The following is a 26148-nucleotide window of genomic DNA, read 5'->3' as shown; positions in this document are numbered from 1 at the left end:
CGTACTCAGGGGTGTATCGCCCGTTCGCCGCTGCCGTGACCCGGGACGAGGTGGCTCACGTCTGACGTGCGCAGGGGAATGAACGGCCCGCTCGCCTCTGCGGATACCACCCTCGCGGTGATGCCGACGTGGTCGCCGCCGTCATCGAGCATCGCGATCCGTTCGACCACCATCCGATTCGGCAGGGCTCTGATCAGAGGGACAGCGCTGTCGTCCGGGTCGAGATCGATTCCAGAGAACGTCGCGGTGTCCTCACCGGAGCGTGTGCCGAAGTGCTCCGCCATGGCCAGGTCAACGTGGGTGAGGAAATGGAGGCCGAAGAGCGCGGACCGCAGGCTCACCCGGTAGGTGTGGTTCGCCTTGGACAGCCAGAAGCAGTACTGCTCCGCAGCCATGCTGGACTGTGTGTGGAACCCGACCAGACAGCCTGCCTGTTCGTCCTCCGCCACCGTCGTGACCACGATCAGGGCGGGATCCGCGGATGACACCAGGTGTGCGAACGCGCTCTTAGGCATGAGAGTCGTCCGATGTCGCCGCTTCGTACCGGAGGAAGAGGGTGTGGTCCTCGATCATGGTGCTCTTCAGCTCGAACTGGGCGAGGCCGGCACCGGGCGGAGCGATGCTCACGGGCAGTGGGTCGCCGCCCATCAGCGGTGAGACGGACAGGCACAGTTCGTCGAGACGGTCCGCTGCGACGAGTTCGCCGAGCCACCGGGGACCTCCCTCGCACAAGATTGTGCCGTGGCCGAGGTCCGCCAGCGCACGCATGGCAGCTGCGGGTTCGACACTGTCATGGCCGGCGATGATGACGGTCGCTGCCTGCTCTGCTGCGGCGAGGCGGCTCGGGTCGGCCGTCTCGCAGGTGATGATCAGTGTCCTGGCGTCAGCCGGTGCATCGGCGAACACCCTCCCCGACCAGTCGAGGTTCAGGCTCCTGCTGACCACCGCGACGGGCGGTGTCGCCGACTGACCGCGAGCGCGCCGCTGTGCCTGAGCGTCCTCGTCGAGGCGGATCGGCGCGTAGCCCTCTCGTCGCACTGTCTCCGCACCCACCATCACCACATCGGCGATCTGGCGCATGCGGCGGAACAGAGCCTGATCGGGTGCGGTCGACAGGGCTCCGACTCGTCCGTTGATGGCGGCTGTGCCGTCCAATCCGGCAACCATGTGCCCTGTCACCCAGCACTCGTGTCGTGGCTGTGAGCGGTCGACGTCGAGGTAGGGGACCAGCGGATCGGCGATCTCTGCACTGCGCTCGAGGAACTCCATGTCCTCACTCTACGGACCTGCGCGCAACAAGCGCACTTGTGAACGGGTGGGGTGTGTGGTCTTGTCGGGGCCGGTGGTCCAGAGCGATACTGCACAGAGAGAGCTCCAGCAACCGGAGGTGCACCGTGCCGGACCCGCAGCATCACACCCTCAGCTACATCGAGTTCGGCGTCACGGACCTCGCCGCCACCCGTGCCTTCTACGAATCGGCCTTCGGATGGAGCTTCAACGACTACGGTCCGGCATACAGCGGGATCAAGTCACCTGACGGCGCTGGCGAGGTCGGTGGTTTGAACCACAGCGCGCCACCCAGCAGCAGCGGCCCACTCGTCCTGCTCTTCTCCGATGACCTGGACGGCACTGTGGAAGCGGTGAAGAATGCTGGAGGCGCAGTCGTGGCAGGGCCCTATGAGTTCCCGGGCGGACGGCGGTTCGAGTTCACGGACCCGAGTGGAAATCGGCTGGGCGTATTCGCCGCAGCGTGATCGCGCCCGACTAGAACGAGCCCAGCCTGATCTATACCTGAAGTCGCGGTGCCGATGGATCCCACATTCGAAGGAGCTCGATGTCTCTCATTGAACCCATAGATAGAGCACCTCTCGAAGGTGATGAAGCAATCGAGGGCATCCCCGGCACGAACGTGCATGACTTCTGGCGGTTCGCCCTGCCGAACCTGCAGGTGAATACCGCGCGGGGTTGGTTCGCGGAGTTCCTTGTGGCGAAAGCCGTTGGACTCGAGCGTCCAGTCCGAATCGAATGGGATGACCACGACGTGGTCTGGGAAGGAATCCGCATCGAGGTGAAGTCGTCGGGTCGGATGCAGATGTGGGTGCAGAAGAAGCCGTCAGATCTGCGCTTCGGTGGGCTCAGCTCCCGCTCATGGACCGCCGATGCAGTCGATTACGCTCCTGAGCGGAGCTACAACGCAGACCTCTATGTGTTTGCCGTGCAGACGTCTGAGACACACGAAAGCTATGACCCCCTCGACGTGGACCAGTGGCGATTCGCTGTCCTGCCCGTTGCCGCGGTAGAAGCTACCGGCTATCGCTCGCTCAGCTGGGCAGCGGTGACCCGGCTCGCCGGTGGCGACATCGGATTCGCCGAGCTTCGGGACGACATCGTTCTGAAGTCAGGACGATGTCGTCCCGAAGGCGAGCCGTCGACGTAGGTCCGTGCCCTCATCCGTGGTGCGATGACGGAGAAGAAGGTGCCCGACCGTCCCGCAGGGTGGTGAGCCACCTGCGCTGGCTCCTAGACTGGAGAGCGTCGCTGCACTGACTACATGGAGGCCGACATGCTGAACTTTCTCCTACGCCTGCGACGATTGCGCGGCGACGCGAACGCCGCACGACGAGGACCGGAAGCGATGGGCAAGCGTGCGGGCCAGCGCGCGATGCACCGGCTCGTTCGTCGCCTCTTCCGGTAGGCCTCGCTGAGCGCAGTCGCTCAGGCAGGCTTCTTCCTACGCCGCCGTCGCTTCCGACACACGCCTAGCTGACCCCACCGTCCGCGCTCCCCGCAGTGCAGCTGCGAGCAGCTGCCGCGTCGTCTCGTGCTGAGGACTCCGCAGGACCTCCCGCGTACGCCCCTGCTCGACGATACGTCCGTTCGCCATCACGACGATACGGTCGCACGTGCGCGCCGCCAGCGCCAGATCGTGGGTGATGTGCAGGATCGCCGTGCCGTGCTCACGACTCAGCGCCCCCATGAGATCGGAGACTTCGGCGCGCAGTGTCGCGTCGAGCATGCCGGTGGGCTCATCGGCGAGGATCACTGCCGGCCGCGTGATGATCGCCCGGGCGAATGCCACGCGCTGGCGCTCGCCGCCGGACAGCTCGTGCGGCAGCCTGCGACCGTACTGCTCCGGATCGAGTCCGACCGAACGCAGTGCTTCCCGTGCCGCTTCGCCACGTTCACCTCTACGCCCGATGCGGTGGATCACCAGCGGTTCGGCGACGATCCCCAGCACTCGCAGATGCGGCGGCAGGGACGCGTACGGATCCTGCATCACCAGGTGTACTGCACGCCGTGCAGTACGACGATCCGCCGCCGAGGCTGTCAGCAGATCCAGCCCACCGGCACCCTCGTGGCCGGTGCGGGGCACGTCGAGACGCACGCTGCCGGCCTCCGGCATCGCCAGTCCTGCGATCGCCTTGGCAACGGTTGACTTCCCGGCACCGGAGTCCCCGACCAGGGCCACGGTCTCACCGGCACGCAGGATCAGATCGGTCTCGTGGACGACTGTCCGCGACCCATAGCGGACCGTCAGATCTGCGACCTCCAGGACGGGGCGCGGCGGTATGGCAGTGCTGTGCATCCGGCTGTTCATCAGCGGACCTCCTCGAATTCGGCCATGTCGGGCAGTGAGCCCACCAGCCGTTGGGTATAGGGATCATCGGGACTGGCGAGCACTCTGAGCGTCTCGCCCTGCTCGACCACGAATCCGGCCTGCATCACCGCGATGTCGTCCGCGATGTGCGCGATGACCGGCAGGTCGTGCGTCACAATCACCATCGTGAGTCCCAATCGCTCGCGCAGGCTCGAGAGCAGGTCGAGGATGTCCTGTTGGACGAGCACGTCGAGCCCGCTGGTCGGTTCATCGGCGACGAGCAGATCGGGATCGTTGGCAAGCGCTGTGGCGATGACGACGCGCTGCCGCTGGCCCCCGGAGAGCTGGTGCGGGTACGAGCGGAAGGCGTGCGCGGGCAGCCCCACCAGATCCAGCAGCTCCTGCGCACGGGCCCGGGCCTGCTCACGGGTGAGGTCCTGGTGGGTGAGCACGGCCTCGGCGATCTGGTCGCCGGCACGGTGCACGGGATTGAGCGCGGACTGCGCCTCCTGGGGGACCAGCCCGATCCGGGAGCCGAGCAGGCCGCGCCGTTCGCGCGGACCCAGCACGAGCAGGTCTGTGCCGTCCATCCGGATGCCACCCTCGGCGACCTGCGCAGCGGGAGCCATGAGCCCCACGAGTGCGGCGGCGACGGTCGACTTGCCGGATCCCGATTCCCCGACGAGTCCCAGAACCCTGCCGCGCGGCAGGACCAGGTCCACGCCGGTGCACCCACCGGTGGCGGCCTCGCCGTCTCCATAGCGGACGGTGAGCTGATCGACCTCGAGGAGAGGGGCCTCGGGCGCAGTCTGTGCCAGCGCGGTCGACGCCGCCGAGGCCGGGGCCGGCTTCCGGCGGCGCGTCGGGCGGACCGTTCGTCCGGCTGCGGTGCGTTCGACCGCACCACCGGCGAGTGCGAAGCCGAGCACCGTGAGACCGATGAGCGCGCCGGGCGGCACGACCCACCACAGCCAGGCATCGGTGAGGAACGCACTGCGCTCGTTCGCGATGCTGAGCATCATGCCCCAGCTCATCGAGCTCACATCCCCGAGGCCCAGGAAGGCCAGGGTGGCCTCGAGCATGACGGCGCTCTTCACGGCCAGCACGAGCTGGGGGACGACGAGTGTGCCCACGGCCGGCACGATGTGGCGGGTGAGCATGTAGCCGTGGCCCGCACCCATCGCGCGCAGGGCGTGGATGTGGTCGCGTTCGCGCACGCTGAGCACCTGGGCGCGCAGCTCTCGTGCCATCGGCGCCCACAGCGCGATGGAGATGACGAGGGTCTGGGTGAAGAGACCGGGGCCGGCGAGCACACCGACCACCAGGGTCAGGGGGACCACCGGCAGAGCCAGCACGACGTCGACGATGCGCATGAGCACGGTGTCGACGGCGCCTCTGAGGTATCCGGCGCTGATCCCGACGAGCATCCCGACGCAGGTGGCGGCTACGGCGGCGAGCAGCGCGACAAGGAGTGACGGTCGTGCGCCCAGGATGAGCACGCTCAGCAGGTCGTGTCCGACGTCGTCGGCGCCCAGCAGATGGGCGCTCGACGGTGGCGCGAACGGGGTGGTGACGCGTTCGATCGGATCGTACGGGGCCAGCAGCGGGCCGAAGAGCGCGAGGAGAATGAGGGCGGCGACGATGGTGAAGCCCAGACGACTGGTGAGCGGCAGTGAGCGCCAGAGAGCGAGTGTGCGACTCATACGGGCAGTTCCTCCCGGGAGTGCCGGACGCGGGGGTCCAACAGGGGGTAGAGCAGATCGACGAGGATGTTCGCCGCGATCACACCGAGTGTGGCCAGGAGGAACGCTCCTTGGAGGAGGGGATAGTCGCGGACGGCGACTGCATCGGCGATGACCTTGCCCAGTCCCGGATAGCTGAAGACGGTCTCCACGACGACAGCTCCGGACACGAGCGAACCGGCGGCGATCGCGGCGTTGGTGGCGATGGGCAGGAGTGCCGTGCGCAGTGCGTGTCGTATCGCCACGGTGCGTTCGGGCAGGCCCTTGGCTCGGGCGAGCCGGATGAACGGCTCGCCCAGCACAGTGGTCATCGAGGCCCGCGCGAGCATGTAGTACGTGCCGAACGAGGTGATGATCATCGTCGCCAGCGGCATGGCCAGACGGCGTCCCGATTCCGCGATGCCGGCCAGAGTGCCCTCGGGCATCTGAGCCGATGCGTAGGACGGGAACCAGCCCAGCTGGGCGGAGAAGACCGCGATGAGGAGCATGCCGACCCAGAACCCGGGCATCGAATCGATGGCGAGCACGCCGACGAGCGTCCCCTTGTCCTGCGAGGGGCGACCGGCCTCTCGACGCCAGGCGGACCAGGCGCCGATCAGCGTGCCGATGATGATCGCACCGATGAGGCCGAGGCCGACGAGGACGAGCGACCAGGGGAGGCGTTCGAGCAGCACGTCCGTCACGGGCCTGTTGTGGTCGGTCGAGAGGCCGAGGTCACCGCGCAGCAGGTCCAGCCAGAAGCGTCCGTACTGGACGAGGACGGGTTCGTTCAGCCCGTAGATCTCGCCGAGCTCCGCGAGCTCCTCCGGGGTGGGATCGCCCTCGCCCGTGTGCATGATGAGTGCGGGGTTGCCCGGTGCCAGTCGCGGGATCGCGAAGTTGAGGGTCACAGCCACCCACAGCACCAGGGCGTACTGCCCCAGGCGTGGGAGCCATGATCGTCCTGCCTGCCTCATCAGTGCTGGTGGTCTTCCGAGGCCGGAGGTTCGGTGACGTCGGTGTTCTCCGGGGAGTCGGTGAGTTCGGTGATGACCTTCTCCGCTCCCGTGTGGGCGGGCTCGACGACGTCTTCGGGGAGGAACGACCACTTGTGGACGATGCCGTAGCCCGGGCTCTCGTTCCATCCGCCAAAGTTCTGCGACACGGCCCAGTGCTCTTCGGGGTAGAACAGCGGAACCGTGGTCGGGGCGCCGTTGTGGACGGTCTGCAGATCCTGCATGACCTCGATGCGGTCCTCGTGGGTGGTCTGGGCGAGCCACTCCTCGTAGGTCTCGTCCCATTCCGCCCACTCCTCATCCGGGGACCACAGGTAGCCGGATCGGTGGGACATGATGAACTGGTCCGGATCGCTGACACCGTGGGCGCCGATCTCACCGATCAGCAGGTCATAGGCCTTCTCCGCGGACTTCTCTTCCAGCGATGCGGCATCCAACCCCTCGATCTCCAGGCCTATGCCCACGTGTGCGAGGTCCTCCTTCGCCAGTTCCGCGGCGCGCACGTCCTGCGGCAAGCCGGAGTCGACGAGGGTGCTGAGGACGATGGGTTCGCCGTCGATCTCTCGGATCCCGTCCTCATCGGTGTCGACGTACCCGAGGTCGTCGAGCAGCTGCTGCGAGGAGTCCGGATCGGTGGGCGTGGAATTGTCGGGGTTCGCGAACGGGGCATCCGGGTGCGGGTATCCCTGGGTCGCGGCGCGGCCCTGACCGAGTGCGACGACGTCGAGCATCTGCTCCTTGTTCACCGCGTTCGACAGTGCGAGGCGGAAATCCGATTCGTTGAGGGGACCGTCGAGGAAGTTCATCTTGATCTCGGGGAAGCTCAGCGCCTGTGTGGTCAGCGAGTCGAGCGTGTTCGACGATGCGAACTGGTCGACCAGCTCAGGGCTGAGCGTGCGCGTCGTGGCATCGATCTCACCCGACTGCAGCGCGGTGAAGGTAGCCGACTGGTCGGTGATCACCGGCATGGTGATCTGGTCGACGGTGGGGGTGCCCGCGAAGTACTCGTCGTTCGCGGTGAAGGTGTAGCCCTCGGTGGGGCTGTAGTCGGTCAGCTGGTACGGGCCCGTGCCGATGGGCAGGTCCTGGATGGTCTTCGCCTCTGCGGGGTCGATGTCCTTCCACATGTGCTCCGCGACGATCGGCAGATCGGCCAGCGTCACGCGTGCCAGCGACGGGCAGGCATCGACGCACTCGAACCGGACCGTGTCCTCGTCGACTGCGACGACGTCGTCGACGTTGGGGGTGTCATTCACGTGGTGCGTGTAGCGGCCGGTGGGGGCGTTGTGCATGTACTGGAACGAGAAGACCACGTCGTCGGGGGTGAAGGGTTCCCCGTCCTGCCAGGTGACGTCTGTGCGCAGATCTGCTTCCCAGACGTCCGGTTCGAGCTGTCGCACTTCCGAGGCGAGCCACGGCTGCGGTTCGTCGACATAGGGCGAGGGGGAGAGGAGCTTGTCGTAGACGAGTTCGACGAGCTGATCGCTGGCTCCGGCGAAGAGGTTGATGGGCCCGGTGTCCGCATCGAGTGCGATGGTGAGCTGCTCGGCGGTCGCGGGGCCGGCGAGGTCGGCGGTGGAGCCGTTGTCGCCGTCGGTTCCTCCGGAGCATCCACTGAGGGCGATCGTCAGGATGAGAGCTGCACTGACGGAGGGCACCTCGATCTTCGGGCGCAAAGGCATGGATCCTCTTTCGGATGAAGGTGTGTGAGACGCGGAAGCATCTTGCGACGGACAATCTTTGCCGCGCCTCACTGAAGTTAGCCTCACCTTATGTCGGCACGCAACTCTGGTCCGCACTTCGGCCTGTTCCCCGACTTGACGGGGGAGTCGGCTGACGCAAGACTCTTGCGTGCAGGTAAGCCTAACCTTCTTGCTCCATCCCCTACAGAAATGGACGCCGATGCCCCGCGCTCTCCACCTGGTCCAACGTCCCGTGCTGCCGGAGGACGAATCGTCCCGGCTGTGCGTCCGCGACGTGTACGACTTCGACGCTCTCGATCTGGATGCGTTCACCGGAATCATGGTCAGCAGCGGCTGCGACCAGCGGTTCCTCGCTGCTCGTTCGGAGCGGATCTCCGCGTGGGTGCGCGCCGGTGGGCGACTGCTCGTCAACGGCCACCCCATGGAGCGATTCGTCGAGGGCATGCCGAAGCATCGGAAGCTCGACTTCCACTCGACGCGTGACCTCTGGCTCACGGAGATGCAGTCGCATCCGATCTGGAGCGGCGTCGATCGCCGTGACCTGCTGCTGCGCACGGGGGTGCCCGGGGAGCATTCGTTCGAGGAGTTGGAGCGCATCGGAGTCGCTGGCTTCTACGCGCACGCATATCTGGTCGATCTGCCCGTCGATGCCGTCACCATCACGGGGATCGGGCAGGGGTTCCTGCCCGTCGACGTCGCCTACCCGTTGGGAGCGGGGGAAGTGGTGATGCACTTGGGCAACGAGCTGGGTTCCTTCGCGCGGTCTGGGTCCTCCGCTGTCGACCTGGGGGAGCGCACGATCGCCTACCTCGAAGGTGCTCTCGCAGCAGCGGAGGTGGCCGGATGACCCGCGTCGCCTTCGTCCACACCGGCAGCTTCTTCCACCTTGCAGATCTGCGTGATCCTGCGATCCGCGCGATGGACATCACCGATGTGTACGCCCCTGACCTGGAGCCTGGCGGCCTGGACGGATTCGACGCCGTCTACGTCGCCGCGCGGTTGCATCCCGGAGTCCTGAGCCGGATCGCACCGATCCTGGTCGAGTTCCTCTCCACGGACGGTGCACGGATGTACGTCGACGGCGAGAATTCCGTGGGGGAGTGGCTGCCGGGGACCGAGGAGACGCTGCGCGGCACGAACTTCTGGGCGTGGCGCATCGGCGAGGACGTCGGCCGTCGGTCCGTGAACCAGGATCACTTCTTCTGGCAGTTTCTCCGTGATGACGCGGTGCACTGGCACTATCACGGAGTGCTGAGCCACCCTGATTCGGCGGTGCCGCTGGTGCGGCTCGAAGAGTCGACGGACCCGGTGGTGATCGACGGTCCGGACGATCCCTGGGGCACGCCGTACCGTGCGATCCCGGGGCACGCGAACACGCTCATGTACTACGACGCGGGGACATTCCCCGCCGAGGTCGTCGTCAGCACGATGGACGCGTCCTATCACCACGGGGCCGGGTTCATGCCGGGAGCCTCCCAGCTCGTCTACCGGATGCTCTACTGGCTGCGCGGCGCTACAGAATGATGGCTGCGACGGAGAACGTCGCGAACCCGAGCACTGTCGACAGGAGGATCACGGCGGCGATCCGACTGCTGTCTGCCCCCAGCCGTTCAGCGAGCATCGCGGCGTTCGCGGCGGACGGCAGTGCGGCGACCAGCGTGAGGACGAGCAGATCGTCGTGCTGGAGCGGCAGGCCGGTGAGGATCGCAAGACTGCCCAGTGACCACACCAGGGTGGGATGGAGCAGCAGCTTCAGGGCCGTCAGTACGCTGACGTCGGCCGTGAGGACTCCGCGCCTCGTCGAGTCGTGAGCGCTGCTATCGGTGTTCTTCCGTGCGAGTACGGCGCCGATCGTGAAGAGCGCGACGGGAGTCGCTGCGGTCGCCAGCAGGGTGACGACATGATCGAGAGGACCGAACAGAGACTGTCCGGTCGTTCCCCACAGGGCGCCGAGGATGATCGCCCACGGCATCGGGTTGGCCACGACGCGGATGAATGACGTCTTCACCCTCGCGGCCATGTGTCCCTCGTTGCCCTGCTGGGATATCGCCAGGGCGATCGACTGCATGATGACGATGTCGACGAGCAGCGTCGTGACGATCGGGCCCGATGCCTGATCGCCGCGCAGTGCGGCGATGAGCGGCAGTCCCATGAAGCCGGAGTTCGGGAGGACGGCGATGAGGCCGCCGAAGGATGCATCGAGCCAACTGCGCCGCTGACCGAGTCCGATCGCAACGGCCAGTCCCAGGACCACGAGGCCGGAGACCAGCCAGACGAGGATCGTCGTGGGGTTGAGGAGCTGTGCCACAGGTGTGTTCGCGCCGAACTGGAAGAGCATCGCCGGCAGCGCGATGTAGAGAACGAAGGCGTTGAGGCCGGGGACGGAGTCCATCGGGACGATGCGGAATCGTGCGGCGAGGAAGCCGAGCAGGATCACTGCGAAGAAGGGGACGATCACGGAGAGGGTGTCCACACGGACCTCCCGTCTCGATCGTTTCCGCTATGCCGCCAGCCAGGAACGATACCGCCATCGAGGTGGGTCCATGTGGGTGGGGCTCGACGGCGCAACTTTCGGTCTTGAATCTTGCATCTGGAGCCCTACGCCAACTCACGCAGAGTCGAAGTCGTAGAACGTAGCCTACGGAGCAAAGAGACATATTTCATATGCGTCGCGGGGTCGGGCTTAGGTCGATCTGACCGGACGCCGAGTGGTGACGTGTGAGTCAGGCACACCGCATTAAAACGCTGATCCCTAGCAATCCGAGGTTGGAGACGTCGACGCGTGAGCTTTCACCTTCCCACTCGGACTGTTTCACCCTGGCATAGACGTCCAAGTCAACAGAAGTTGTCAATACTGTCACGCCAGTAGCAGCGGAGTACGTGTACTCCGTCTTCTCGGTCTCGACTATTTCATCTCTAGACGGCAGACCGTTCTCCTGCCAATGGATAACGTACTCGAGGGGGACGTCCTCGAGCCCCAACGGTCTTTCCCACGTGATTCTTACCTGACGACCAAGTAAACCAATCAGAGACCCACTGTCAAAGCACTCCAAATTCTGTACAGAGCCGATCGTGGCCGCTTCGAACGTCGCAGTTGCGTGTTCCTGATCGGTCCAACTGGCGAGGGTGCTGCGAACTGTTCCGAGCCCGCCGGAGAGTACGAACGCGAGGACGAGCGCGGTCGAACACACTGCGACAGCGCAGCGTCTCAGCCTCTGGGGGTTCGGTCGTCCGACGGCTGCCTGCCGTACGCGACGGGTTCGGCGGGTCATCGAGGGACCTCGTCACGTCGACGGGAGACCAGCGTGGCACCGACCGCCACGAGGAGGCCGCCCGCAAGCAGGAGCCACTGCCAGCCCTCGATGCCGGTCCGGGGCAGCGTGCCGTCGTCATCCTGGTCGCGGTCAGGATCATCGGGGTCGTCAGGCCCGAGCGAGAGTTCATCCCCGGCGCCTGTGGCTGTGATGCGCACAGTTCCGGAGTCTCCCACAACACCCAGATCTGCTGCCGACTCGGAGAGGGTAGCGGTGACGAACAGCCGCCGTTCCTCCTCGGTGGTCATGGTCGCTAGTTCTCGACGCTGTGTGCCGTCGTCTCGGAGCTCGGAGAGGCTCGTGTCCGCGATGAGGGTGGTGACCCCGTTGTCGCAGTCCGCTTCAGCCGCCCGTTGCGAGCACATCGTAATAGTGACCGTCATGGCATCGTGCACGTCAGCCAGGGTGCCGTCGGCGCCGATGTCCAGGCTGATATCACCGGGTTCGGGGGCTTCCGCCCAGACGTCCACGGTCCATGTTGCTGAGTGACCCGGACTGAGGTTCCTCATCTGGTCCGCATCTCCGGAGGCCGCCATGCGGAGGTGATCTCCGTGTGCAGTGCGCGTCTCCGTTGCAGTGCTCGTGTCCGCACCCGAAGTATCGGAGGCCTGCGCAGTAAGCGACGCCGCCAGCAGGATGACCGCTGGGCCCGCGATGGAATGTCGCGCTGTCGTGCGTGGGGAGGGGGCCGGCGGTGCCGGATGCGCACCGTCCTTCGTCTCCGTCTCCGCGTCCGTCGACTCCGGCTCGCTTCCGTCGTCGCCTCTGCGCGGCCAGAATGCCCAGAGGACCAGTGTCGTGGCCCCCAGCGTGAGTCCGCCCAACACATACGGATTGCTGAACCATTGGATGACCGGCGCGACTCCGGGGACGGAGAACATGACGCGGCTGACGGTGGATTCCGCGTACGGCTTCGGGTCGTTGGATTCGTTGGCGTCGCCGCGCATCTCGAATGTCACCACTCCTGATGTGGAGTCGGAGTCGAGGATCCTCACGACACGGTGGGTGACCGGAAGGGTCTCCTCGCCGCGATCGACGGTGACCACGTCACCCTCGTCCAACTCGGTGGCGGGGATCTCCCGGACCAGCGCGATCGACCCGGCCGTGATGGTGGGGCTCATCGAACCCGTCCGGAACATCATGATCGAGACGTTGAAGACGACCCCCAGGATCACCAGCACGATGCACACGCTGCCGGCGACGGCCAGGAGGTTGAGCAGCCAGTCGCCGATCATGCGACTGACGGGCCGCCGCTGCCGGCGGCTCATCGGTTCCGCCATCGTGCGGTTGTCAGCACTCGGAGCAGACCGTCGCCTGTGTACCCCCGCTCACGGACGAGCGGGGGTACACAGGCGTGCCTGGGTGCGGTCACCGGGCGGAGGATTACTCGACGGACGTGCCGACGAACTGCCAGTTGGCAGTGGTCGACTGGTTCTGCTGAAGGTTTTCGTCCGCGGTCACCTGGAAGCACAGAGTGACCGGATCGCCCGCCGTGCCCTCCCCGGCTTCCAGAGTGATCGCGTCCATGTCAGGAGCCGACGATAGTGCTGTGCCCGCCTCCACGATTTCTGTACCCGAGGCGTCAGCGGTGCAATCCGCAGCCGAGGGGACCCGCACGATCCCGTAGGTCAGAGCCTCCGAGTTGTCGCCGGTTGCCGATGCCTCGGTGAGCTCAAGGCTCGCGTTGTAGGTCGTCTCGGCATCGAGGCGCACGACGAACGGTGCGGCGACTTCGGCTCCGGGGTACAGGTTGGTGCTCGTGGGGAGCTCGAATTCCAGGGAAGCGGGACCGGTGCCGTCAGGGTTGTTATCTCTGAAGCTTCCCTCTTCACCCGAAGTGCTGCCTTCGATGTTGAACGAACCTGCGCCGAAGATGCCTTCTGCCCATTCCTGATCAGTCCAGGCGGCGAGGGTGACGGCTGCGCCGACGCCGAGGACGAGGCCTCCGGCCAGGAGCGCCTTGATCTTCCGGGAACGAGTGCTGGCGGTGCGAGTGGGGGCTTCAGTCACACTGACTCCTCATAGATAGGGCAGAGCTCCCCCAATGGAGCCCCGCCAATACGGCAAGCGTACCGGTTGGAAAATGGTTACTTCCGAGTATCGAGAGAATCGTTCTCGTGAAAATGGTCATACAGGACTCCCTCTCGAGCCCGCTACACCGCCCCCGGACGCTTCCGGTTCTGTTTCTTCTCCGCCCGGATCCGCTTGGCCTTCAGGCGACGTCGCTTCGATCCGCGCGTCGGCTTGGTGGCTCGTCGGACGACCGGCGGCGCCACCGCCTCGCGCAGCAGTTCCGCGAGCCTCTGTCGCGCTGTTGCCCGGTTTCGCCACTGAGAGCGGTGCTCTTCTGCACTGATCGTGAGTACGGTGCCCGAACCGCCCACCAGCCTCGCAGCCAGGTGCTCCAGAACGCGTATCCGCTGCTGCTCGTCCAATGCAGTCGTCATCCCCAGGTCGATGCTGAGCTGCACCTTCGAGTCCGCCGTGTTGACGTGCTGGCCGCCGGGCCCAGACGACCGCGAGAACTGCTCGACTAGTTCGGTCGCCGGAACCACGAGGCCTCGGGGCGCGCCAGGCCCCGACGTCACATGCAGATCATCCACGCGTACAGGTCTCGATTCGGCTCACCCGACGTGGCGCAGCTCGGAGCTGAGGTGGTGCGTCATCGGAACGCCGACCGCAGCCATAGCGAAGGTCGTCGTGAGCGTGCCGTCGGTCAGCTCCAGGCGGCGAATGGTCGCGTCGACCTGCTTCGCGCTTCCAGAGTTCACGACACGGGAGTGCAGTTCGCAGCTGAAGCCGTCAGGGGCGGTCACCAGCAGACCCTCCGCCAACTCGGTCTGACCAGTGGGTTGAGCGAGGACGAACTCGACGACACCCTCCGCCGATACCCGCAGGAACCCCGTCTCAGTGTGCATCGGCGCACCTTCCGGCGACGTGGTCCGCTGCACGTAGTGGAGGAAGGGCTTGCCCACGTCCGTGAACGTGACTTCTTCTGTGTATTCGAAGGACGTGATCGTGGGGTACTCGCCCCGGCCAGGACCGCGCCAGGTGCCGATCAGCGCGGCGATGGGCTCGAGGCTGGGATGCAGTGCCATGCCATCAAGACTACCGAAGGGCCAAACAGCCGTGATCTCTTGCGCTCACATGGCATCACTCCTGCCGAAGCGACCAGGGATCATCGCCGCTCAGTGATCCTGCGACGGCTGCAGTCTGTCGACCAGGACATCGGCACGATCGAGATCGCTGTTGTCGACCACGAGGTCGGCGGTGCTGGGCGCGTCCACCTCGGACAAGTACTGCGCGGTCGCAGCACCGTACCGGTCGCGGTGCAGCCGCAGGGCCTCATCCTGTCCTTCACGGGGCGCGTCGCGCTGGACTCCGCGGTCCAGAGCAAGCTCAGGCGGCACCGCGAGCCAGACGTGGGCGTCCCAGAACCCAGCCAGTTCCGGCCGCGCTGCGAAGGCTGAGTCGACGATGAGGACCGTATCGTCAAGCAGCTGCACACGGTCGTGGCGATGGTCGATTCCTGTGAGCGGATCGTGTGCGCACAGTGCCACGCATCCACTGCCGTCGTGGCCGGCCGGGCGGAGGAGGAGTTCTTGGGCATCAGTGAGGCTGTATGCGTTGCGGTAGTACCCCTGACCGCTGAGACGGTCGTAGCCGTGCTCACGCGAGTGAGACCATGGATGTTTGAAATCGTCGAGGCTGGCTCGAGCGGTGCTGCGGCCCGCACGTCTGAAGGCTGCTGCCAGTTCATTGGCGAAGGTGGTTTTCCCTGCTCCGGTGAAGCCATCGACGGCCACCCGCAGACGGTCTCCCCGCTGTGAGGAGAGCCGTGCGGCGATACGTTGAAGTTCCGCACTCCGCCGTGGGTGCGAGTGCTCCGGTTCCGGTTGCTGCCACGTTGACACTGAGGTGAATGCCCAGGGTGCGTGCGTCATCTGCTGTGAGACCCTTCGCCGGTCGAATTCGCGATTGGCGGGTTCGTCTGAGCTTCAGGATACGTGTCTGCGTCCAGCGCGCCAGTGGGAGAGTATGCCGAAGCGGGCGCCGTTCTGCTGGAGGGCATTGTGGCCGGTCAGGCGTTCGCGCGGTTCCGCGGCGCGGCAGGAGCCGCGATCGGTGCGATCCTGGCGAAGACCGAGACTCCCGACTCGGATCTCATCGTCGAGGCGAAAGCGGAAGCCGCCTTCGATGCGTGGGAGATACTGGCCGGGATCAGCTGCTCGGTGGTGCTCGTCGCCGGCGAGGCGGATCGATTCTTCCCCTCCCCGTCGTTCAGCAGACTGCCGCATGGATTGGGATGCCACAGTGGTCACATACCCGGATCGCGGGCACACGGGTCTCTTCATGGACAGTCGGCTTCCCAGCGATGTCGTGGCGTGGCTGCGTGAGCATGCCACCGCCGGGTGATGGTTCACGCCCCGGTGCTGTGTCGCACCCAGACATTGGGTTCGGTGTAGACGGCTGTGCCCTGTTCCGGGCTGCAGATCACAGGGCTGAGAGCTTGAGGAACCTCGACCGGTCCGGGGGAATCCCTGGGAAGGCCTGTCCACGTCCGCCACTCGGACAGAGTGCCTGCGACCACCATGGATCGTGCAGCCACGCTCTCAATCCTCCCACCGGCTCGGACGTGTACGCGCAGCCAGGGGTCGACAGGAAGCCCGTCGGCGCGAGTGCGCATGGCGTACGACGACATGGGCTCGTGAATATCAGTCTTGCCGTTGGGGCGCACTGGAACGACGAGCTCACGGAATCCGAGCCTCAGAGCGTTGAGGCTCAGGGCCTCGAGCATCTGCCGGGACAGTCCCAAGCCCTGAGAGGCCGATCTGACGAAGATCTCCAGAGCTGCGAGGGAGTCGGGGACAGCACCGGCGAGCTTCGTCAGAATCTCCCGTCGGATCGCGCCGTCCCACCCGTCGTCGGGGAGCGGACCGTCTTCCAGACGGAACGGAATCGCATGCGCTTTCGCCACAAGTTCGCCATCGGGGGATCGGGCAAGGAGGATGTGGTCCGCGAACTGCGTCAGGACGGCAGGGTCGTAGTAGAGCTCGCCGAACGGATCGCGCCTGATGAACTCGGGCCGGGGGTTCTCCATGGCGAGCAGCGCGGGCAGGAGGTCGGGACACTCGGCCAAGGTGCGAATCGTGACCTTCATCGTGGTCTCAGCCCTCTGCCACCGCTTCGCTCATCGCGCAGATCTGGAAGGTCGCACCCTCCGGGTCCGCGATCGTGGCGATCCGGCCGAACGGTGAGTCCACTGGGCCGTCAAGCAGCCTCCCGCCCAGCTCCGCGACCTTCTCCACAGCTGAGTCAGCGGCTTCGACTCCCAGGTAGACGCGCCAGCCGGCCGCGTCCTCGGGCATCACTCCGGTGGCATCACCCAGTCCCCAGCTGGCGGTCTCACCAGGCCCGTTGGTGACGTAGCGGAAGCTGTCATCGTCCATCTGCTCGGTCATCGACACGAGATCCGCGTCGAACACGGCGGTGTAGAACGCGCTCGCCTCATCGAACTTGTGGGTCATGAGCTCGAACCAGACGGGTGAGCCGGGCTGTCCGGTGAAGTCAAAGCCGTCGAGGTCCTTGGGCTCCCACATGCAGATGGTCGCCCCGGTCGGGTCGATGAGCATCGCCATGCGGCCGGAATCGCCCACCTGGTCTGCTCCCATCGCGATGATCGCGCCGTGCTGCTCGGCCTTCTGCAGACGGGCATCGAGGTCGTCGACCGTGAGGTAGACGCTCCACTCCGAGGGGATCGGGTTGCCGAGGGGGCAGGTCATGCCGGTGACGTCCATCGCGCCGCCCACCAGGGCGTCGCCGTTGCGGATGAGGTTGTAGCTGTTGAACTCATCGCCCAGCTGATCGAACGTCCAGCCGAACAGTCCGGTGTAGAACTCCTTCGATGCGGCGAAGTCGTGTGCGCTGACGTCGATCCATGCGCTGGTTCCGGTGGTCGCGGTCATGATTCCTCCTGTAGTCGAGGGCGGGTAGCCCGGGTGGTGATCCCACGCTAGAGGGACGGCGTGATCAGTCTTTGTCCGAAACTGCGCAACCGCCGCCGAGGTCCTGGTTGCCGCTCGCTGTGCCCGTCCGATCCGCTCGTCACCGCGTGCACAGGCTGGGCAGCGCGGTCAGGAGGGGCATGGGGCGTTCGGTCTGCGAGGCTTCGAAGCGCAGGGTGATGTCCGCTGATGCGGTGAGTGGGGCCGGGTGCACAGCGACCATCGGATCCGGCGGCACCAGCTGGGCCATCGGATCGGCGTGTGCGGGTACAGCGAACCCCAGCAGGAAGGGTGCCCCGGCGCACAGGGGCAGGCTGATCTCCGGAACCCTGGAGATCAGGGCCCCGGAGAGCGGCAGGCCGATGGGCGCTGGGTGCGGGTACCACCCCACCCAGATAGCGGCGTCGCCCCGCGGACTGAAGTCGGTGGGGAGTTCGATCGTGACCCGCACGCTTCCGGTACCGGGGGAGAGCAGGCTGAAGGGGCGCGGGGGCTTGTCGCTGATGCGGTCGGCGAGGCGCCGCAGCTGCGCGGGCGGGACGCCGACCGTGGAGCGGAAGCGCCGGCTGAAGCTGGAGAGGGAGTCGAACCCGACTGCTGTCGCGACATCGATCACCGATTCGGTCTCCGTGAGCAGCAGCTGCTTCGCACGATCGATCCGCAGAGCCGTGAGGTACTGTCCGGGACCGATGCCGACGTGACGTGCGAAGAGGCGCGCGAAGTGGAAGGGGCTGTACCCGGCGTGATCGGCCAGGTCGGCCACGCTCAGGTCGGCGGCACGCTCCCGCGCGAGCCTGGTCGAGGATGCCACCAGACTCTCCGCCGTCGAGGCCGTGAGCTTCGTCACACAGATGAGTGTACGGAGAGCCGGCGACGGTGCCTACCCCTCGCGGGCTCGGCGGCTCCTGGAATGTTTCGGGGGCGCACTCACGAGGCGGTCAGCGAACGGAGGTACCTGCGCCGCACGACCCGCTGCGCGAGCAGCAGGAGAGGGAAGAGCGGACGCCAGGGCAGCCGCGGAGAGGGACCGGTCAGGGAGCGGATCGTGAGGATGACGTCCTCGCCCTCGCGGTGGACGATGAATGCCTCTTCTCCTGAGACGGGGTGGCCGGGGAGTGTCCGGTAGGAGAATCCGACTCGATCCTCGGACTCGACGACGTGCTCGACCCGGATCGGCTCCCTGACGGTGATGCCGAGGACGCGTGCTGTGACGATGAGTTCGGTGCCGGGCGTCACCGGCTGGTCGTCGTCGACGCGGAAGCCGCTGCGGGTCTTGACCTTCCAACGCAGCAGGTCGGCAGCCGCCCTCTTCCAGGTCTCATCACCACTGCCGATGACCGCAGACACCTCGGAGCGGTGCAGCCGCGTCGAAGGATCGGGCGGCCACACAGCCAGATGCGGGACGGTCATGCGCGGTGCCTCATGAGCAGGAGCATCACACCACACTATGCGACTGACGACGGCGACCGATCGCTGCGACGCCGAGCCCACGCAGGCGCCTTCTCCGGGCGGAAGCCCACACCGACGATGTAGGCGGGGACCACCGACAGGCCAGGCAGCCTTCGCAGGATCCTCCCGATGAGCTGAGGCGGCTGGACCACAGAGCCGTTGAGCGCCGGCGCGATGATGAGCCCCTGCACGAGTCTCTGCACGCCCTGGGTGAGCGCCGTCGGGAGCGCTCGCCTGCGCTGCACGCGAGCAAGGACGCGGTCCTCCACGGGTGCGGTGCGATCCGTGAGCGACGGTGAGAGGAAGCGGGCTGTGGCCACGGCGTCCTGCACCGCGAGGTTGATGCCGATGCCGCCGACTGGGGACATCGCGTGCGCCGCGTCGCCGATGCACAGAACGCCCGCCGCGTACCAGCGGCGCAGTCGATCGATGCGGACGCTCAGATGCTTGACGTCGTCCAGTGAGGAGATGGAGTCGACGTCGTCCGCGACTTCGGGAAGGAGGTCGGCCGTCTCCGCTCTCAGCGCGTCGAGACCTCGAGCGCGCAGCGCGGCGTCGGTGCCCTTGCGGCCCAGCCGCGCGATCTGGAGGTATCTCTCGCGCGGGATCGCGATGAGTACGCGCCCCGTGTGCATGCGGGGCAGGAGCGAGCCGCCGATGCGGCTGCGGGTGGGAACGCGGTACCACCAGACATCGAAATCGACGGGGAATTCCTTCGTGGGGAGTCCGACGTCCTGGCGGATGACCGACCACCGCCCGTCGCAGGCGATGGTGAGATCGGCGCGCACGGTGCCGGCGCCGTCTGGTGTCGAGTAGTCGACGCCGACGACTCGGTCGCCGTCCCGCACGACGCCCGTGACCTCGTGCTCGGTCAGGAGGGTGAACGACGGTTCGAGGTCTGCGGCCTCGGCGATGAGGTCGAGCAGGTCCCACTGCGGGACCATCGCGATGTACGGATGCCGCACCGGCAGACGGGTGAAGTCCACGAGGGGCACGTCCTCATCGTCTGCCCCCGGCAGCCGCACGCGGTGCAGGTGGGACTGGGGGAGTGCGTCGAAGCGCTCGAAGAGTCCCAGGTCGTCGAGCAGCTCCAGAGTGCTGGGATGCACCGTGTCGCCCCGGAAGTCCCGCAGGAAGTCCTGGTGCTTCTCCAGCACGGTGACGTCGATCCCGGCCCGTGCCAGCAGGAGGCCCAGGACCAGTCCCGCCGGGCCTGCGCCGACGATGAGGCAGGTCGTGCGAGACGAGCGTGCAGTCTGAGCAGTGTCGATCGGTGCGTCCACGGTGTCGCCCTTTCGCGTGTGACATCAGCATACGGCGACCGGGGTGTCGGCAGCATTCTGCATCACCCGGAGCATCGCTGAACCGTGCGCGTGGATCTGTTCCTCAGCCCAGTCGTGGGCCTCCAGAGCGAGGGCGGACATGAGCTGGAACTTCAGGCTCTGGCGAGCGGGCTGAAATTCTCTGGCCTTGGCGATCGGCATGAGATTGTTCCGGCGTGCGTTCTCAGACCGGGACATGAGGCAGAGGTTTCCGAAGTGGTTCCCGTCGGACGGATCCAGCCGGCGGTGACCTTGTTCCGAGGACGGCTGAACAGGATAGTAGTGTTCCACGGACGTTCGGTAGCGGAAACGGAACGTCGGCGACGCCTCCGTCAGGCCAGCCACGAGATTCGGGTGGGGCAGCACGTGCGTGAGCTCTGAGCCGTCAGCGACTTCGGCGAGCCTCCAGAGCTCGTAGTCGAGGACATTGAAGAGGAAGTTCGGCACGTGTGTGCCGTCATTCATCACGGCTGTGAAATCCAGCGCCCGGAGGCGGCTCCGTGCCATGGTCTCCAGCTTCTTCACGAAACTCTCGCCATCGACAGCTGAGGGAGCCTCCTGCTGATGGAGCCATTCGAGGATCTGGAAGAGGAAGTACTTCGAGGCGCGACGGGTATCGCTGACCTGGAACATCGCTTGCAGCATGAGCACCTGCCGGTGGACCTGGTCGCGATTCGTGTTCTCATCCGAACCCGTCGACTGTCCTGTTCTGAACGTGGCCCGCGCACTGAGCTGCGCGGTTTTCGCCGGCGGCGCCGGGTATCTCAGTGCCCGGTGAAGCACCCAGTTCTCCTCGTCGTCACCCCCTGCCGTCAGTTGCGTGCGGATGACGTAGGTGTCCAGAAGGTACCGGGTCTTCAGCAGAAGGTAGGCGAACTCCCGTACTTCGGCACGTCGGGACGCGTCATCGAGATGACGCGACGCGAGCATGGAACGGTCGAATTCGCTGAGCAGATACTTGTCCTCGAGTCGTACTCGAAGTTCTGCTCCGTCGCGAGGATCCTCCCAGGTGAAGGTCTCTCTCCTCTGGATTCTCAAGACGTGCAGCAGCAGGTTCGGAAAATCGATGATGGAACCGTACGAACCGGATTCCTGATCGGGATCACCTCCTGCCCGCGAGTCCTCCTGGCTGTCAGAGGCAGTCAGCACATCTGCTAGGAGAATGCGCTGCTCTGACCCGTGAGGTGTGGGCAGTGGTTCGTTCGACGTCGACGTATCGTCACCAGCGAGCATCGCTTGTACATGGTCGAATAGCTCGTCAGCTGACTCCGGTCGGAAGGTGTTCCAACCCGAGCCGAAGAGCATAGTTCTCTCGGAGGTCGCCCCTTCTGGTTTCTGAGTCGGCGAGAACTGAGTCTGTACGTGTCGCTCGAGCACAGAACAGGCGTCCCAGATCGCGGAGAACGCGGCTTGTTCCATGGTGTGAGGAAGCGCTCTGATCATGTTCGCCTTGAGGATCTCGTGCTTCTCGAGCTGCTCGCCGCGGGTATTCATGACTTCGAAGTAGTGGTTGAGGTCGGTGCCAGATGGAAGTGCGGTCTGCAGGATCTTCACGTGCTCCCGCAGATATGTCGCATCCTCCGACGAGAACGCCACGCTGTCGACGAGGTCAGCGTTGGTCGGGTCGAGGTGGGCTCCGCGACTGACGGCTTGTTCGACGAGCTCGGCAGCGAGTCTGATCCCAGGTGTCGTCAGTCGGTTGATCGAGCCGGCTCCGTCGCGTGCTAGACGACGCAGGTCCTCGGCTGCTGCGTCGCGTCCTTCGAACGTGAGCGCCCCGGTGAACTGCGGATCCTCGTTGCCCGTCCCCGGTCCAGTCAGAGAGAGGATGATGAAGAGCGTCGTGAGTCGTTGCTGACCGTCCACCACTTCGAGCAGTGTTCCTTCGTCCGAATGCATCGCGTCGACGACGAGCGAGCCGATGTAGTAGTCGCGGGACCCCCGGCGTGCACGACGGGTCGCAGCGTCCAGACGAGCATCGCGGACGTCTGCCAGCAGTGTGTGGATCTCCGCCGCAGTCCAGGAGTACGCACGCTGATACAGCGGGATCCTGTATCGATGGTGGTCGAAGATCTCCTTCACACTCATGACATTCGGCTGGTCACGGGACATCGCATCGACTGTCATCGGATCCCCTCGCGCTGAGTCTCCTCGTCGCGCTCTGCGGTATCCAGGATCAGCCCGTACAGCCGGCGGAGGGGTTCCGAGCCAGCCTCGTCGACTGAGGGGAGCGGCCGGTCCAGGATGGAACGCGGATCGAGCGCATGGACGATGTCGGCGAACAGGTTTCCGTCTGCGTCGGGGATCCTGTCGTGGCCACGTCTGGCGTGGATGTCCACGGACGCGGGATACACCCTCTGCAAGTGCACTCTGAGAAGGTACGCATACCGTGCGAGGAAGAGTGCCGCGTGTTCCACGTCGTACCATCCGAAGCGGTCGAGGTAGGCCATGAGCAGACAGTCGAACAGTTCACGGACGTAGCGGTATCCGGTTCCTGGCGGCATCGCGTCCAGCATCTCGTGCACCTCGGCGAGTCGCGGGTCACGATCGTCGCCGGCTTCTGCACCGGGAGACGACGCGTCGCCGGCGATCCCCGCGCGCCGAGCCTCACTCACGTAGTGACTGACCATCCTGAAGAACATCTCGCCGTCTATCACTGGTTGGGTGATCTGGAAGGGGAAGTCCAACGCGTCGACGACCCCGTGACGCAGCAGGGTGGAGTTGTCGGAGTGGAAGCGATCGACTGCGGCCTTCGCCAGGAGCACTGGGTGCGCCCACCGGTAGCGACCATTTCCCTGTGCGTCTTCGCGTATGCCTTTGAAGAGGTCCACGTCGTGCGGGCTGAAGCCGTCTCGGGGCATCGGCCGATTCACGGTCCACTGTTTGATCGGGAACAGGACCGCTGCGATCACGTGGTTGATCTCTGCAGGAGGAACCTGCTCCCACTCGCGAACCGCTTCCAGGACGGAGCCCCGCGAGGGGTCCGTCCTGCTGAACTCTCGCAAGTGGTGGGCCTTGAGGAGGTCAGTGGGGAAGAGAGGACGGCCGCGAGTATTCTGCGAGTCGAACATCTGGAACGCTGCATCCAAGTCGCGGACTCTGAGGACAACGACATCGCAGTCATTGAGGAAGAACTCCGTGAAGTCGTTGAGTTCGTCCGGGCTCCAGCGGCTGACGATCGTACGGAGATGGTCGTGGTTGGCACGCAGATTGTGGCCGGTTCGATCGTCCCGTCGCCGAGGTATGGAGATGCCATCGACTGCGGTGCTGAGGTCTTCGATGAAGCGGTCCGTCAGGTCGGACGCGCGAGAGAGCAGCGCATGAGCGATGAGGGCGAAGCTGAGATAGCGCTGCTGACCGTCGACGATGTTCGGACGCGGACGGCGTGAACAGTGGTCGGAATCGTCCTCTGCCGAGTGATTGAGGATGAACGTGCCGATTCGGTATCGGCCCGACGGGCGGAATCGTCTGATGTCGTCGACCAACTCAGTGACGTTCTTCGCAGTCCACGCGTACGGACGCTGGTAGGACGGGATATTCGGGCGCAGGGTCGCCAAGATGTCCTTGACGGATTCGACAGACGCAGTCAGCTGCGGATCCCCGAGATGTGGGTCGATAGTCGAGGTGCTCTGCGCGCTCATGCTCGCCATGCTGTCATACGAAATATGGCGTGACGTGCAGGTCAGGCAACGAAGACCATCATGCGAAGCGCAGACTCGGAGCACAGCTGAGACAAGCTGCCTCGACGTGGCGGGGCATAGTGGGAGGTATGACTGAACACGCCCCGCCTCCCGCAGAGACCGACACCCGTGACTGGACCTTCGTGATCGACGAGGGATGCGAGCAGTGCGGCTACGCACCGCACGATCCCGCGACAACCGCGCAGCGACTCCTCGCCCTGCCGTCCCGGTGGAACGCCGTGCTGAGGAGGGACGACGCAGCCGTGCGACCACGCGACGGCGTGTGGTCACCGCTCGAGTACGCGGGCCACTCCCGAGACCTCGCCATCGCTCTGGGAGAGCGCATCACCGCGATGCTCGACGCGCAGAACCCCACATTCGCGGACTACGACGGCGAAGCCGAGGCCGTGCGCGGTGAGTTCTGGGCAGCCGACCCCGCGCAGGTGGCGCGGGAGATCGAGCAGGGGACTGGGGCCTCGGCGGCGGTGTTCGACCGAGTGACCGACGGCGACTGGGACCGCACCGGCCAGCGCAGCGACGGCTTCACCTTCACCGTCGCGACGCTCAGCCGGTACTTAGTCCACGACCTCGAGCACCACCTGCACGACGTCGACGGCTGAGCGCGCGCACGCGCAGCGGACACGCGAACGGCGGGGTGCGAGCAGATCTGCTCCCACCCCGCCGTTCGTCTGCGTGCAGCCGGTCAGTCGGTCACCCGGCCGCACCGCGTTCCGTGCTGAGGCTCACCCCTCCGTGCTGAGGCTCACCGGTCGGCCTTGATGAGGTCCGATGCGCGCTCGCCCATCAGCATCACGGTGATGTTCGGGTTCACCGCCGGCAGCTGCGGCATGGCCGAGGCATCGACCACGCGCAGTCCGGACACGCCCTTGACCCGCAGCTGGGGATCCAGCGGCGACATGTCGTCATCGACCGCACCCATCCGGCAGGAGCCGGCGGGGTGGTAGACCGTGTTGTGCGTCTTCGAGACGTACTCCGCGATCTGCTCATCGGTCTGCACGTCCTCGCCCGGGAACAGCTCGCGGCTGACCTTGTCGGCCATCGCCGGCTGGGCGATGATCTCGCGGGCCCTCTTGATGCCCGCGACGGCCACGCGCATGTCGTGGCCCTCCTCATCCGTGAAGTACCGCGGGTCGACCTTCGGCTTGTCGCGGTAGTCCAGCGACCGCAGACGCACCGTGCCGCGGGACTTCGCGTGCGTGACATTGGGGGTCAGCGCGAAGGACTCCGGCGAGGTGGGGTAGCCCTGGCGACGCGTGTGCATATCGAAGGGCACACTGCCGTAGTGCATCATGAGGTCCGGCAGATCCAGCCCGTCCTGCGTGGCTGCGAAGATGCCGATCTCCCACCACTGGGTGGCGTCGCGGACCATCGGCTCCTTCGTTTCCCACGAGATCACCGCTTCCGGGTGATCCTGCAGGTTCGACCCCACACCGGGGGAGTCGACCCGGACATCGATGCCGAACTCGCGCAGGTGGTCGGCCGGTCCGATGCCTGAGAGCATGAGCAGCTTCGGCGTATCGATCGCACCGGCGCTCAGCACGATCTCACGCGTCGCCCGCAGCACGGACGACCGGTCGAACGAGTTGTCGACGTACTCGACGCCCACCGCGCGGTCGCCCTCGAACAGCAGGCGCATGACCCAGTGCCCGGTGAGGATGTCCAGGTTCTTCCGCTCATCCTGGATCGGGTGCAGGTAGGACACCGACGAGGAGGAGCGCGTGCCGTCGGCCTTCCGGTTGATCTGGAAGAATCCGGCGCCGTTCACCACGGTCTCGCCGTCGTTGAAGACGGCGCGGGGGATACCGGCCTGCTCGCAGGCGTCCAGCACCGCGACGCCGATCGGGTCCTCGGGCGGCACATCCATGAGGTGCACCGGGCCGGCGGTCCCGTGCTTCTCGCCGCCGCGCGCATTGGTCTCCAGGCGCTTGAGGAGCGGGAGGATGTTCTCCGCATCCCAGCCCTCCGCGCCCAGCTCGACCCACAGGTCCAGGTCCTCGGCCGGCGGGTGGAACGCGATGCAGGAGTTGTGCGACGAGCAGCCGCCCAGCACCTTGGCGCGCGCGTGGCGCATGAACGAGTTGCCGTTCTCCTGCGGCTCGATCGGGTAGTCCCAGTCCAGCCCGGACTCCAGCAGCTCCGGCCAGCGCTTGAGGTCCAGGACCTCGGCATGGTCCTGGTCGTGGGGGCCGGCCTCCAGCAGCGCGACCGTGACGTCCGTGTCCTCACTGAGTCGTGCGGCGACCGCGGCGCCCGCCGATCCTCCACCGATGACCACGTAGTCGTATTCGCGAACGGGATTCTCCGATGTCATGTCGTCGA

27 protein-coding genes are annotated in these 26148 nt (G+C 65.8%); 7 read left to right on the top strand and 20 right to left on the bottom strand.

The window, feature by feature from the left end; translation table 11 throughout:
• Positions 1-5: 5 nt before the first annotated feature.
• Both FM105_RS03225 and FM105_RS03220 read right to left on the bottom strand, forming a co-directional pair.
• Complete coding sequence (locus FM105_RS03225) at positions 6-515, bottom strand: flavin reductase family protein (protein ID WP_087004702.1); 510 nt, start codon at positions 513-515, stop codon at positions 6-8.
• A complete protein-coding gene (locus FM105_RS03220; RefSeq protein WP_087004699.1) occupies positions 508-1269 on the bottom strand; it encodes a pyrimidine reductase family protein in 762 nt (253 codons plus the stop codon). Before FM105_RS03220 ends, FM105_RS03225 begins: the two co-directional genes overlap by 8 nt.
• 125 nt (positions 1270-1394) lie before the next feature.
• On the opposite strand from FM105_RS03220, the gene FM105_RS03215 reads away from it, so the two are divergent.
• Positions 1395-1754, top strand: a complete 360-nt coding sequence (locus tag FM105_RS03215; protein ID WP_087004697.1) for a VOC family protein — start codon at positions 1395-1397, stop codon at positions 1752-1754.
• 80 nt (positions 1755-1834) lie between these two features.
• On the top strand, positions 1835-2437 hold the full coding sequence (locus FM105_RS03210) for a hypothetical protein (RefSeq protein ID WP_087004694.1): 603 nt from the start codon (positions 1835-1837) through the stop codon (positions 2435-2437).
• A gap of 294 nt (positions 2438-2731) precedes the next feature.
• On the opposite strand, the gene FM105_RS03205 is transcribed toward FM105_RS03210, so the two are convergent.
• The 4 genes from FM105_RS03205 to FM105_RS03190 are packed head-to-tail and all read right to left on the bottom strand — an operon-like array spanning position 2732 to position 8017.
• Entirely contained in the window at positions 2732-3598 is an 867-nt protein-coding gene (locus FM105_RS03205) for an ABC transporter ATP-binding protein (protein ID WP_087004691.1), read from the bottom strand.
• Positions 3598-5301 carry a dipeptide/oligopeptide/nickel ABC transporter permease/ATP-binding protein gene (locus FM105_RS03200; protein WP_087004688.1) on the bottom strand — a complete coding sequence of 568 codons (1704 nt, stop codon included), beginning with the start codon at positions 5299-5301 and terminating at the stop codon, positions 3598-3600. Before FM105_RS03200 ends, FM105_RS03205 begins: the two co-directional genes overlap by 1 nt.
• Positions 5298-6296, bottom strand: coding sequence for an ABC transporter permease (locus FM105_RS03195; RefSeq protein WP_087004685.1), 999 nt, complete (start codon positions 6294-6296; stop codon positions 5298-5300). Before FM105_RS03195 ends, FM105_RS03200 begins: the two co-directional genes overlap by 4 nt.
• Positions 6296-8017, bottom strand: coding sequence for an ABC transporter substrate-binding protein (locus FM105_RS03190; RefSeq protein ID WP_143275807.1), 1722 nt, complete (start codon positions 8015-8017; stop codon positions 6296-6298). The genes FM105_RS03195 and FM105_RS03190 overlap by 1 nt, the downstream gene beginning before the upstream one ends.
• Before the next feature lie 220 nt (positions 8018-8237).
• Here FM105_RS03190 and FM105_RS03185 point away from each other — a divergent pair, with 220 nt between their 5' ends.
• Both FM105_RS03185 and FM105_RS03180 read left to right on the top strand, forming a co-directional pair.
• Positions 8238-8885, top strand: a complete 648-nt coding sequence (locus tag FM105_RS03185) for a hypothetical protein (protein ID WP_087004680.1) — start codon at positions 8238-8240, stop codon at positions 8883-8885.
• Positions 8882-9562: a hypothetical protein gene (locus FM105_RS03180; protein ID WP_087004677.1), complete on the top strand. Its 681-nt coding sequence runs from the start codon at positions 8882-8884 to the stop codon at positions 9560-9562. Before FM105_RS03185 ends, FM105_RS03180 begins: the two co-directional genes overlap by 4 nt.
• Here FM105_RS03180 and FM105_RS03175 read toward each other — a convergent pair.
• The 6 genes from FM105_RS03175 to FM105_RS14775 all read right to left on the bottom strand — a co-directional run bounded on the left by FM105_RS03175 (position 9552) and on the right by FM105_RS14775 (position 14858).
• Complete coding sequence (locus FM105_RS03175) at positions 9552-10511, bottom strand: AEC family transporter (RefSeq protein WP_256970195.1); 960 nt, start codon at positions 10509-10511, stop codon at positions 9552-9554. The two genes, FM105_RS03180 and FM105_RS03175, sit on opposite strands and share 11 nt — an antisense overlap.
• Positions 10512-11306: 795 nt before the next feature.
• Entirely contained in the window at positions 11307-12632 is a 1326-nt protein-coding gene (locus FM105_RS03165; protein ID WP_087004671.1) for a signal peptidase I, read from the bottom strand.
• A 103-nt stretch (positions 12633-12735) separates the two neighbouring features.
• Positions 12736-13362: a SipW-dependent-type signal peptide-containing protein gene (locus FM105_RS03160; RefSeq protein ID WP_087004668.1), complete on the bottom strand. Its 627-nt coding sequence runs from the start codon at positions 13360-13362 to the stop codon at positions 12736-12738.
• A gap of 143 nt (positions 13363-13505) precedes the next feature.
• The gene (gene arfB, locus FM105_RS03155) at positions 13506-13955 is read right to left on the bottom strand and encodes an alternative ribosome rescue aminoacyl-tRNA hydrolase ArfB (RefSeq protein ID WP_087004665.1); all 450 of its coding nucleotides are present in this window, start codon (positions 13953-13955) and stop codon (positions 13506-13508) included.
• Positions 13956-13976: 21 nt separating this feature from the next.
• Positions 13977-14450 (bottom strand): FABP family protein, encoded by a 474-nt coding sequence (locus FM105_RS03150; protein WP_087004662.1) that lies wholly within the window; start codon positions 14448-14450, stop codon positions 13977-13979.
• A gap of 90 nt (positions 14451-14540) precedes the next feature.
• A complete protein-coding gene (locus FM105_RS14775) occupies positions 14541-14858 on the bottom strand; it encodes a hypothetical protein (RefSeq protein ID WP_218777899.1) in 318 nt (105 codons plus the stop codon).
• A gap of 183 nt (positions 14859-15041) precedes the next feature.
• On the opposite strand from FM105_RS14775, the gene FM105_RS14770 reads away from it, so the two are divergent.
• Positions 15042-15182, top strand: coding sequence for a hypothetical protein (locus tag FM105_RS14770; protein ID WP_218777898.1), 141 nt, complete (start codon positions 15042-15044; stop codon positions 15180-15182).
• A gap of 177 nt (positions 15183-15359) precedes the next feature.
• On the top strand, positions 15360-15749 hold the full coding sequence (locus FM105_RS03140; RefSeq protein ID WP_143275806.1) for a hypothetical protein: 390 nt from the start codon (positions 15360-15362) through the stop codon (positions 15747-15749).
• Between the two features lie 23 nt (positions 15750-15772).
• Here the strand turns inward: FM105_RS03140 and FM105_RS03135 are convergent, their stop codons facing one another.
• The 7 genes from FM105_RS03135 to FM105_RS15080 form a co-directional block, all read right to left on the bottom strand.
• On the bottom strand, positions 15773-16492 hold the full coding sequence (locus tag FM105_RS03135; protein ID WP_256970194.1) for an N-acetyltransferase: 720 nt from the start codon (positions 16490-16492) through the stop codon (positions 15773-15775).
• Positions 16493-16520: 28 nt separating this feature from the next.
• A complete protein-coding gene (locus tag FM105_RS03130) occupies positions 16521-17318 on the bottom strand; it encodes a VOC family protein (RefSeq protein ID WP_087004652.1) in 798 nt (265 codons plus the stop codon).
• A gap of 139 nt (positions 17319-17457) precedes the next feature.
• On the bottom strand, positions 17458-18204 hold the full coding sequence (locus FM105_RS03125) for a helix-turn-helix transcriptional regulator (RefSeq protein WP_087004649.1): 747 nt from the start codon (positions 18202-18204) through the stop codon (positions 17458-17460).
• Between the two features lie 80 nt (positions 18205-18284).
• Positions 18285-18767 (bottom strand): DUF1990 family protein, encoded by a 483-nt coding sequence (locus FM105_RS03120; RefSeq protein ID WP_087004646.1) that lies wholly within the window; start codon positions 18765-18767, stop codon positions 18285-18287.
• A gap of 35 nt (positions 18768-18802) precedes the next feature.
• Positions 18803-20089, bottom strand: a complete 1287-nt coding sequence (locus FM105_RS03115; protein WP_256970193.1) for an FAD-dependent oxidoreductase — start codon at positions 20087-20089, stop codon at positions 18803-18805.
• A gap of 24 nt (positions 20090-20113) precedes the next feature.
• Positions 20114-22216, bottom strand: coding sequence for a DUF262 domain-containing HNH endonuclease family protein (locus FM105_RS03110; protein ID WP_256970205.1), 2103 nt, complete (start codon positions 22214-22216; stop codon positions 20114-20116).
• A 35-nt stretch (positions 22217-22251) separates the two neighbouring features.
• The gene (locus tag FM105_RS15080; protein WP_179207043.1) at positions 22252-23769 is read right to left on the bottom strand and encodes a DUF262 domain-containing protein; all 1518 of its coding nucleotides are present in this window, start codon (positions 23767-23769) and stop codon (positions 22252-22254) included.
• A 128-nt stretch (positions 23770-23897) separates the two neighbouring features.
• Here FM105_RS15080 and FM105_RS03100 point away from each other — a divergent pair, with 128 nt between their 5' ends.
• Complete coding sequence (locus FM105_RS03100; protein WP_087004639.1) at positions 23898-24428, top strand: DinB family protein; 531 nt, start codon at positions 23898-23900, stop codon at positions 24426-24428.
• A 143-nt stretch (positions 24429-24571) separates the two neighbouring features.
• On the opposite strand, the gene FM105_RS03095 is transcribed toward FM105_RS03100, so the two are convergent.
• Entirely contained in the window at positions 24572-26140 is a 1569-nt protein-coding gene (locus FM105_RS03095) for a GMC family oxidoreductase N-terminal domain-containing protein (protein ID WP_218777905.1), read from the bottom strand.
• Between the last annotated feature and the right edge of the window lie 8 nt (positions 26141-26148).

The organism is Brevibacterium yomogidense, assembly GCF_900163715.1.
In the GTDB taxonomy this organism is placed as follows: Bacteria; Actinomycetota; Actinomycetes; order Actinomycetales; family Brevibacteriaceae; genus Brevibacterium; species Brevibacterium yomogidense_A.
The sequence above is the reverse complement of the archived record's forward strand: the minus strand, read 5'-3'. Positions and strand labels throughout refer to the sequence as shown.

Bases quoted from the DNA above. Each gene is read 5' to 3' on its own strand.
- FM105_RS15080 (WP_179207043.1), bottom strand. From the start codon at position 23,769: ATGAGCGCGCAGAGCACCTCGACTATCGACCCACATCTCGGGGATCCG.
- FM105_RS03200 (WP_087004688.1), bottom strand. From the start codon at position 5,301: ATGAGTCGCACACTCGCTCTCTGGCGCTCACTGCCGCTCACCAGTCGT.
- FM105_RS03095 (WP_218777905.1), bottom strand. From the start codon at position 26,140: ATGACATCGGAGAATCCCGTTCGCGAATACGACTACGTGGTCATCGGT.
- FM105_RS03225 (WP_087004702.1), bottom strand. From the start codon at position 515: ATGCCTAAGAGCGCGTTCGCACACCTGGTGTCATCCGCGGATCCCGCC.
- FM105_RS03220 (WP_087004699.1), bottom strand. From the start codon at position 1,269: ATGGAGTTCCTCGAGCGCAGTGCAGAGATCGCCGATCCGCTGGTCCCC.
- FM105_RS03130 (WP_087004652.1), bottom strand. From the start codon at position 17,318: ATGACCGCGACCACCGGAACCAGCGCATGGATCGACGTCAGCGCACAC.
- FM105_RS03180 (WP_087004677.1), top strand. From the start codon at position 8,882: ATGACCCGCGTCGCCTTCGTCCACACCGGCAGCTTCTTCCACCTTGCA.
- FM105_RS03210 (WP_087004694.1), top strand. From the start codon at position 1,835: ATGTCTCTCATTGAACCCATAGATAGAGCACCTCTCGAAGGTGATGAA.
- FM105_RS03120 (WP_087004646.1), bottom strand. From the start codon at position 18,767: ATGACCGTCCCGCATCTGGCTGTGTGGCCGCCCGATCCTTCGACGCGG.
- FM105_RS03110 (WP_256970205.1), bottom strand. From the start codon at position 22,216: ATGAGTGTGAAGGAGATCTTCGACCACCATCGATACAGGATCCCGCTG.
- FM105_RS03150 (WP_087004662.1), bottom strand. From the start codon at position 14,450: ATGGCACTGCATCCCAGCCTCGAGCCCATCGCCGCGCTGATCGGCACC.
- FM105_RS03165 (WP_087004671.1), bottom strand. From the start codon at position 12,632: ATGGCGGAACCGATGAGCCGCCGGCAGCGGCGGCCCGTCAGTCGCATG.
- FM105_RS03205 (WP_087004691.1), bottom strand. From the start codon at position 3,598: ATGAACAGCCGGATGCACAGCACTGCCATACCGCCGCGCCCCGTCCTG.
- FM105_RS03195 (WP_087004685.1), bottom strand. From the start codon at position 6,296: ATGAGGCAGGCAGGACGATCATGGCTCCCACGCCTGGGGCAGTACGCC.
- FM105_RS03185 (WP_087004680.1), top strand. From the start codon at position 8,238: ATGCCCCGCGCTCTCCACCTGGTCCAACGTCCCGTGCTGCCGGAGGAC.
- FM105_RS14770 (WP_218777898.1), top strand. From the start codon at position 15,042: ATGTTTGAAATCGTCGAGGCTGGCTCGAGCGGTGCTGCGGCCCGCACG.
- FM105_RS03190 (WP_143275807.1), bottom strand. From the start codon at position 8,017: ATGCCTTTGCGCCCGAAGATCGAGGTGCCCTCCGTCAGTGCAGCTCTC.
- FM105_RS03100 (WP_087004639.1), top strand. From the start codon at position 23,898: ATGACTGAACACGCCCCGCCTCCCGCAGAGACCGACACCCGTGACTGG.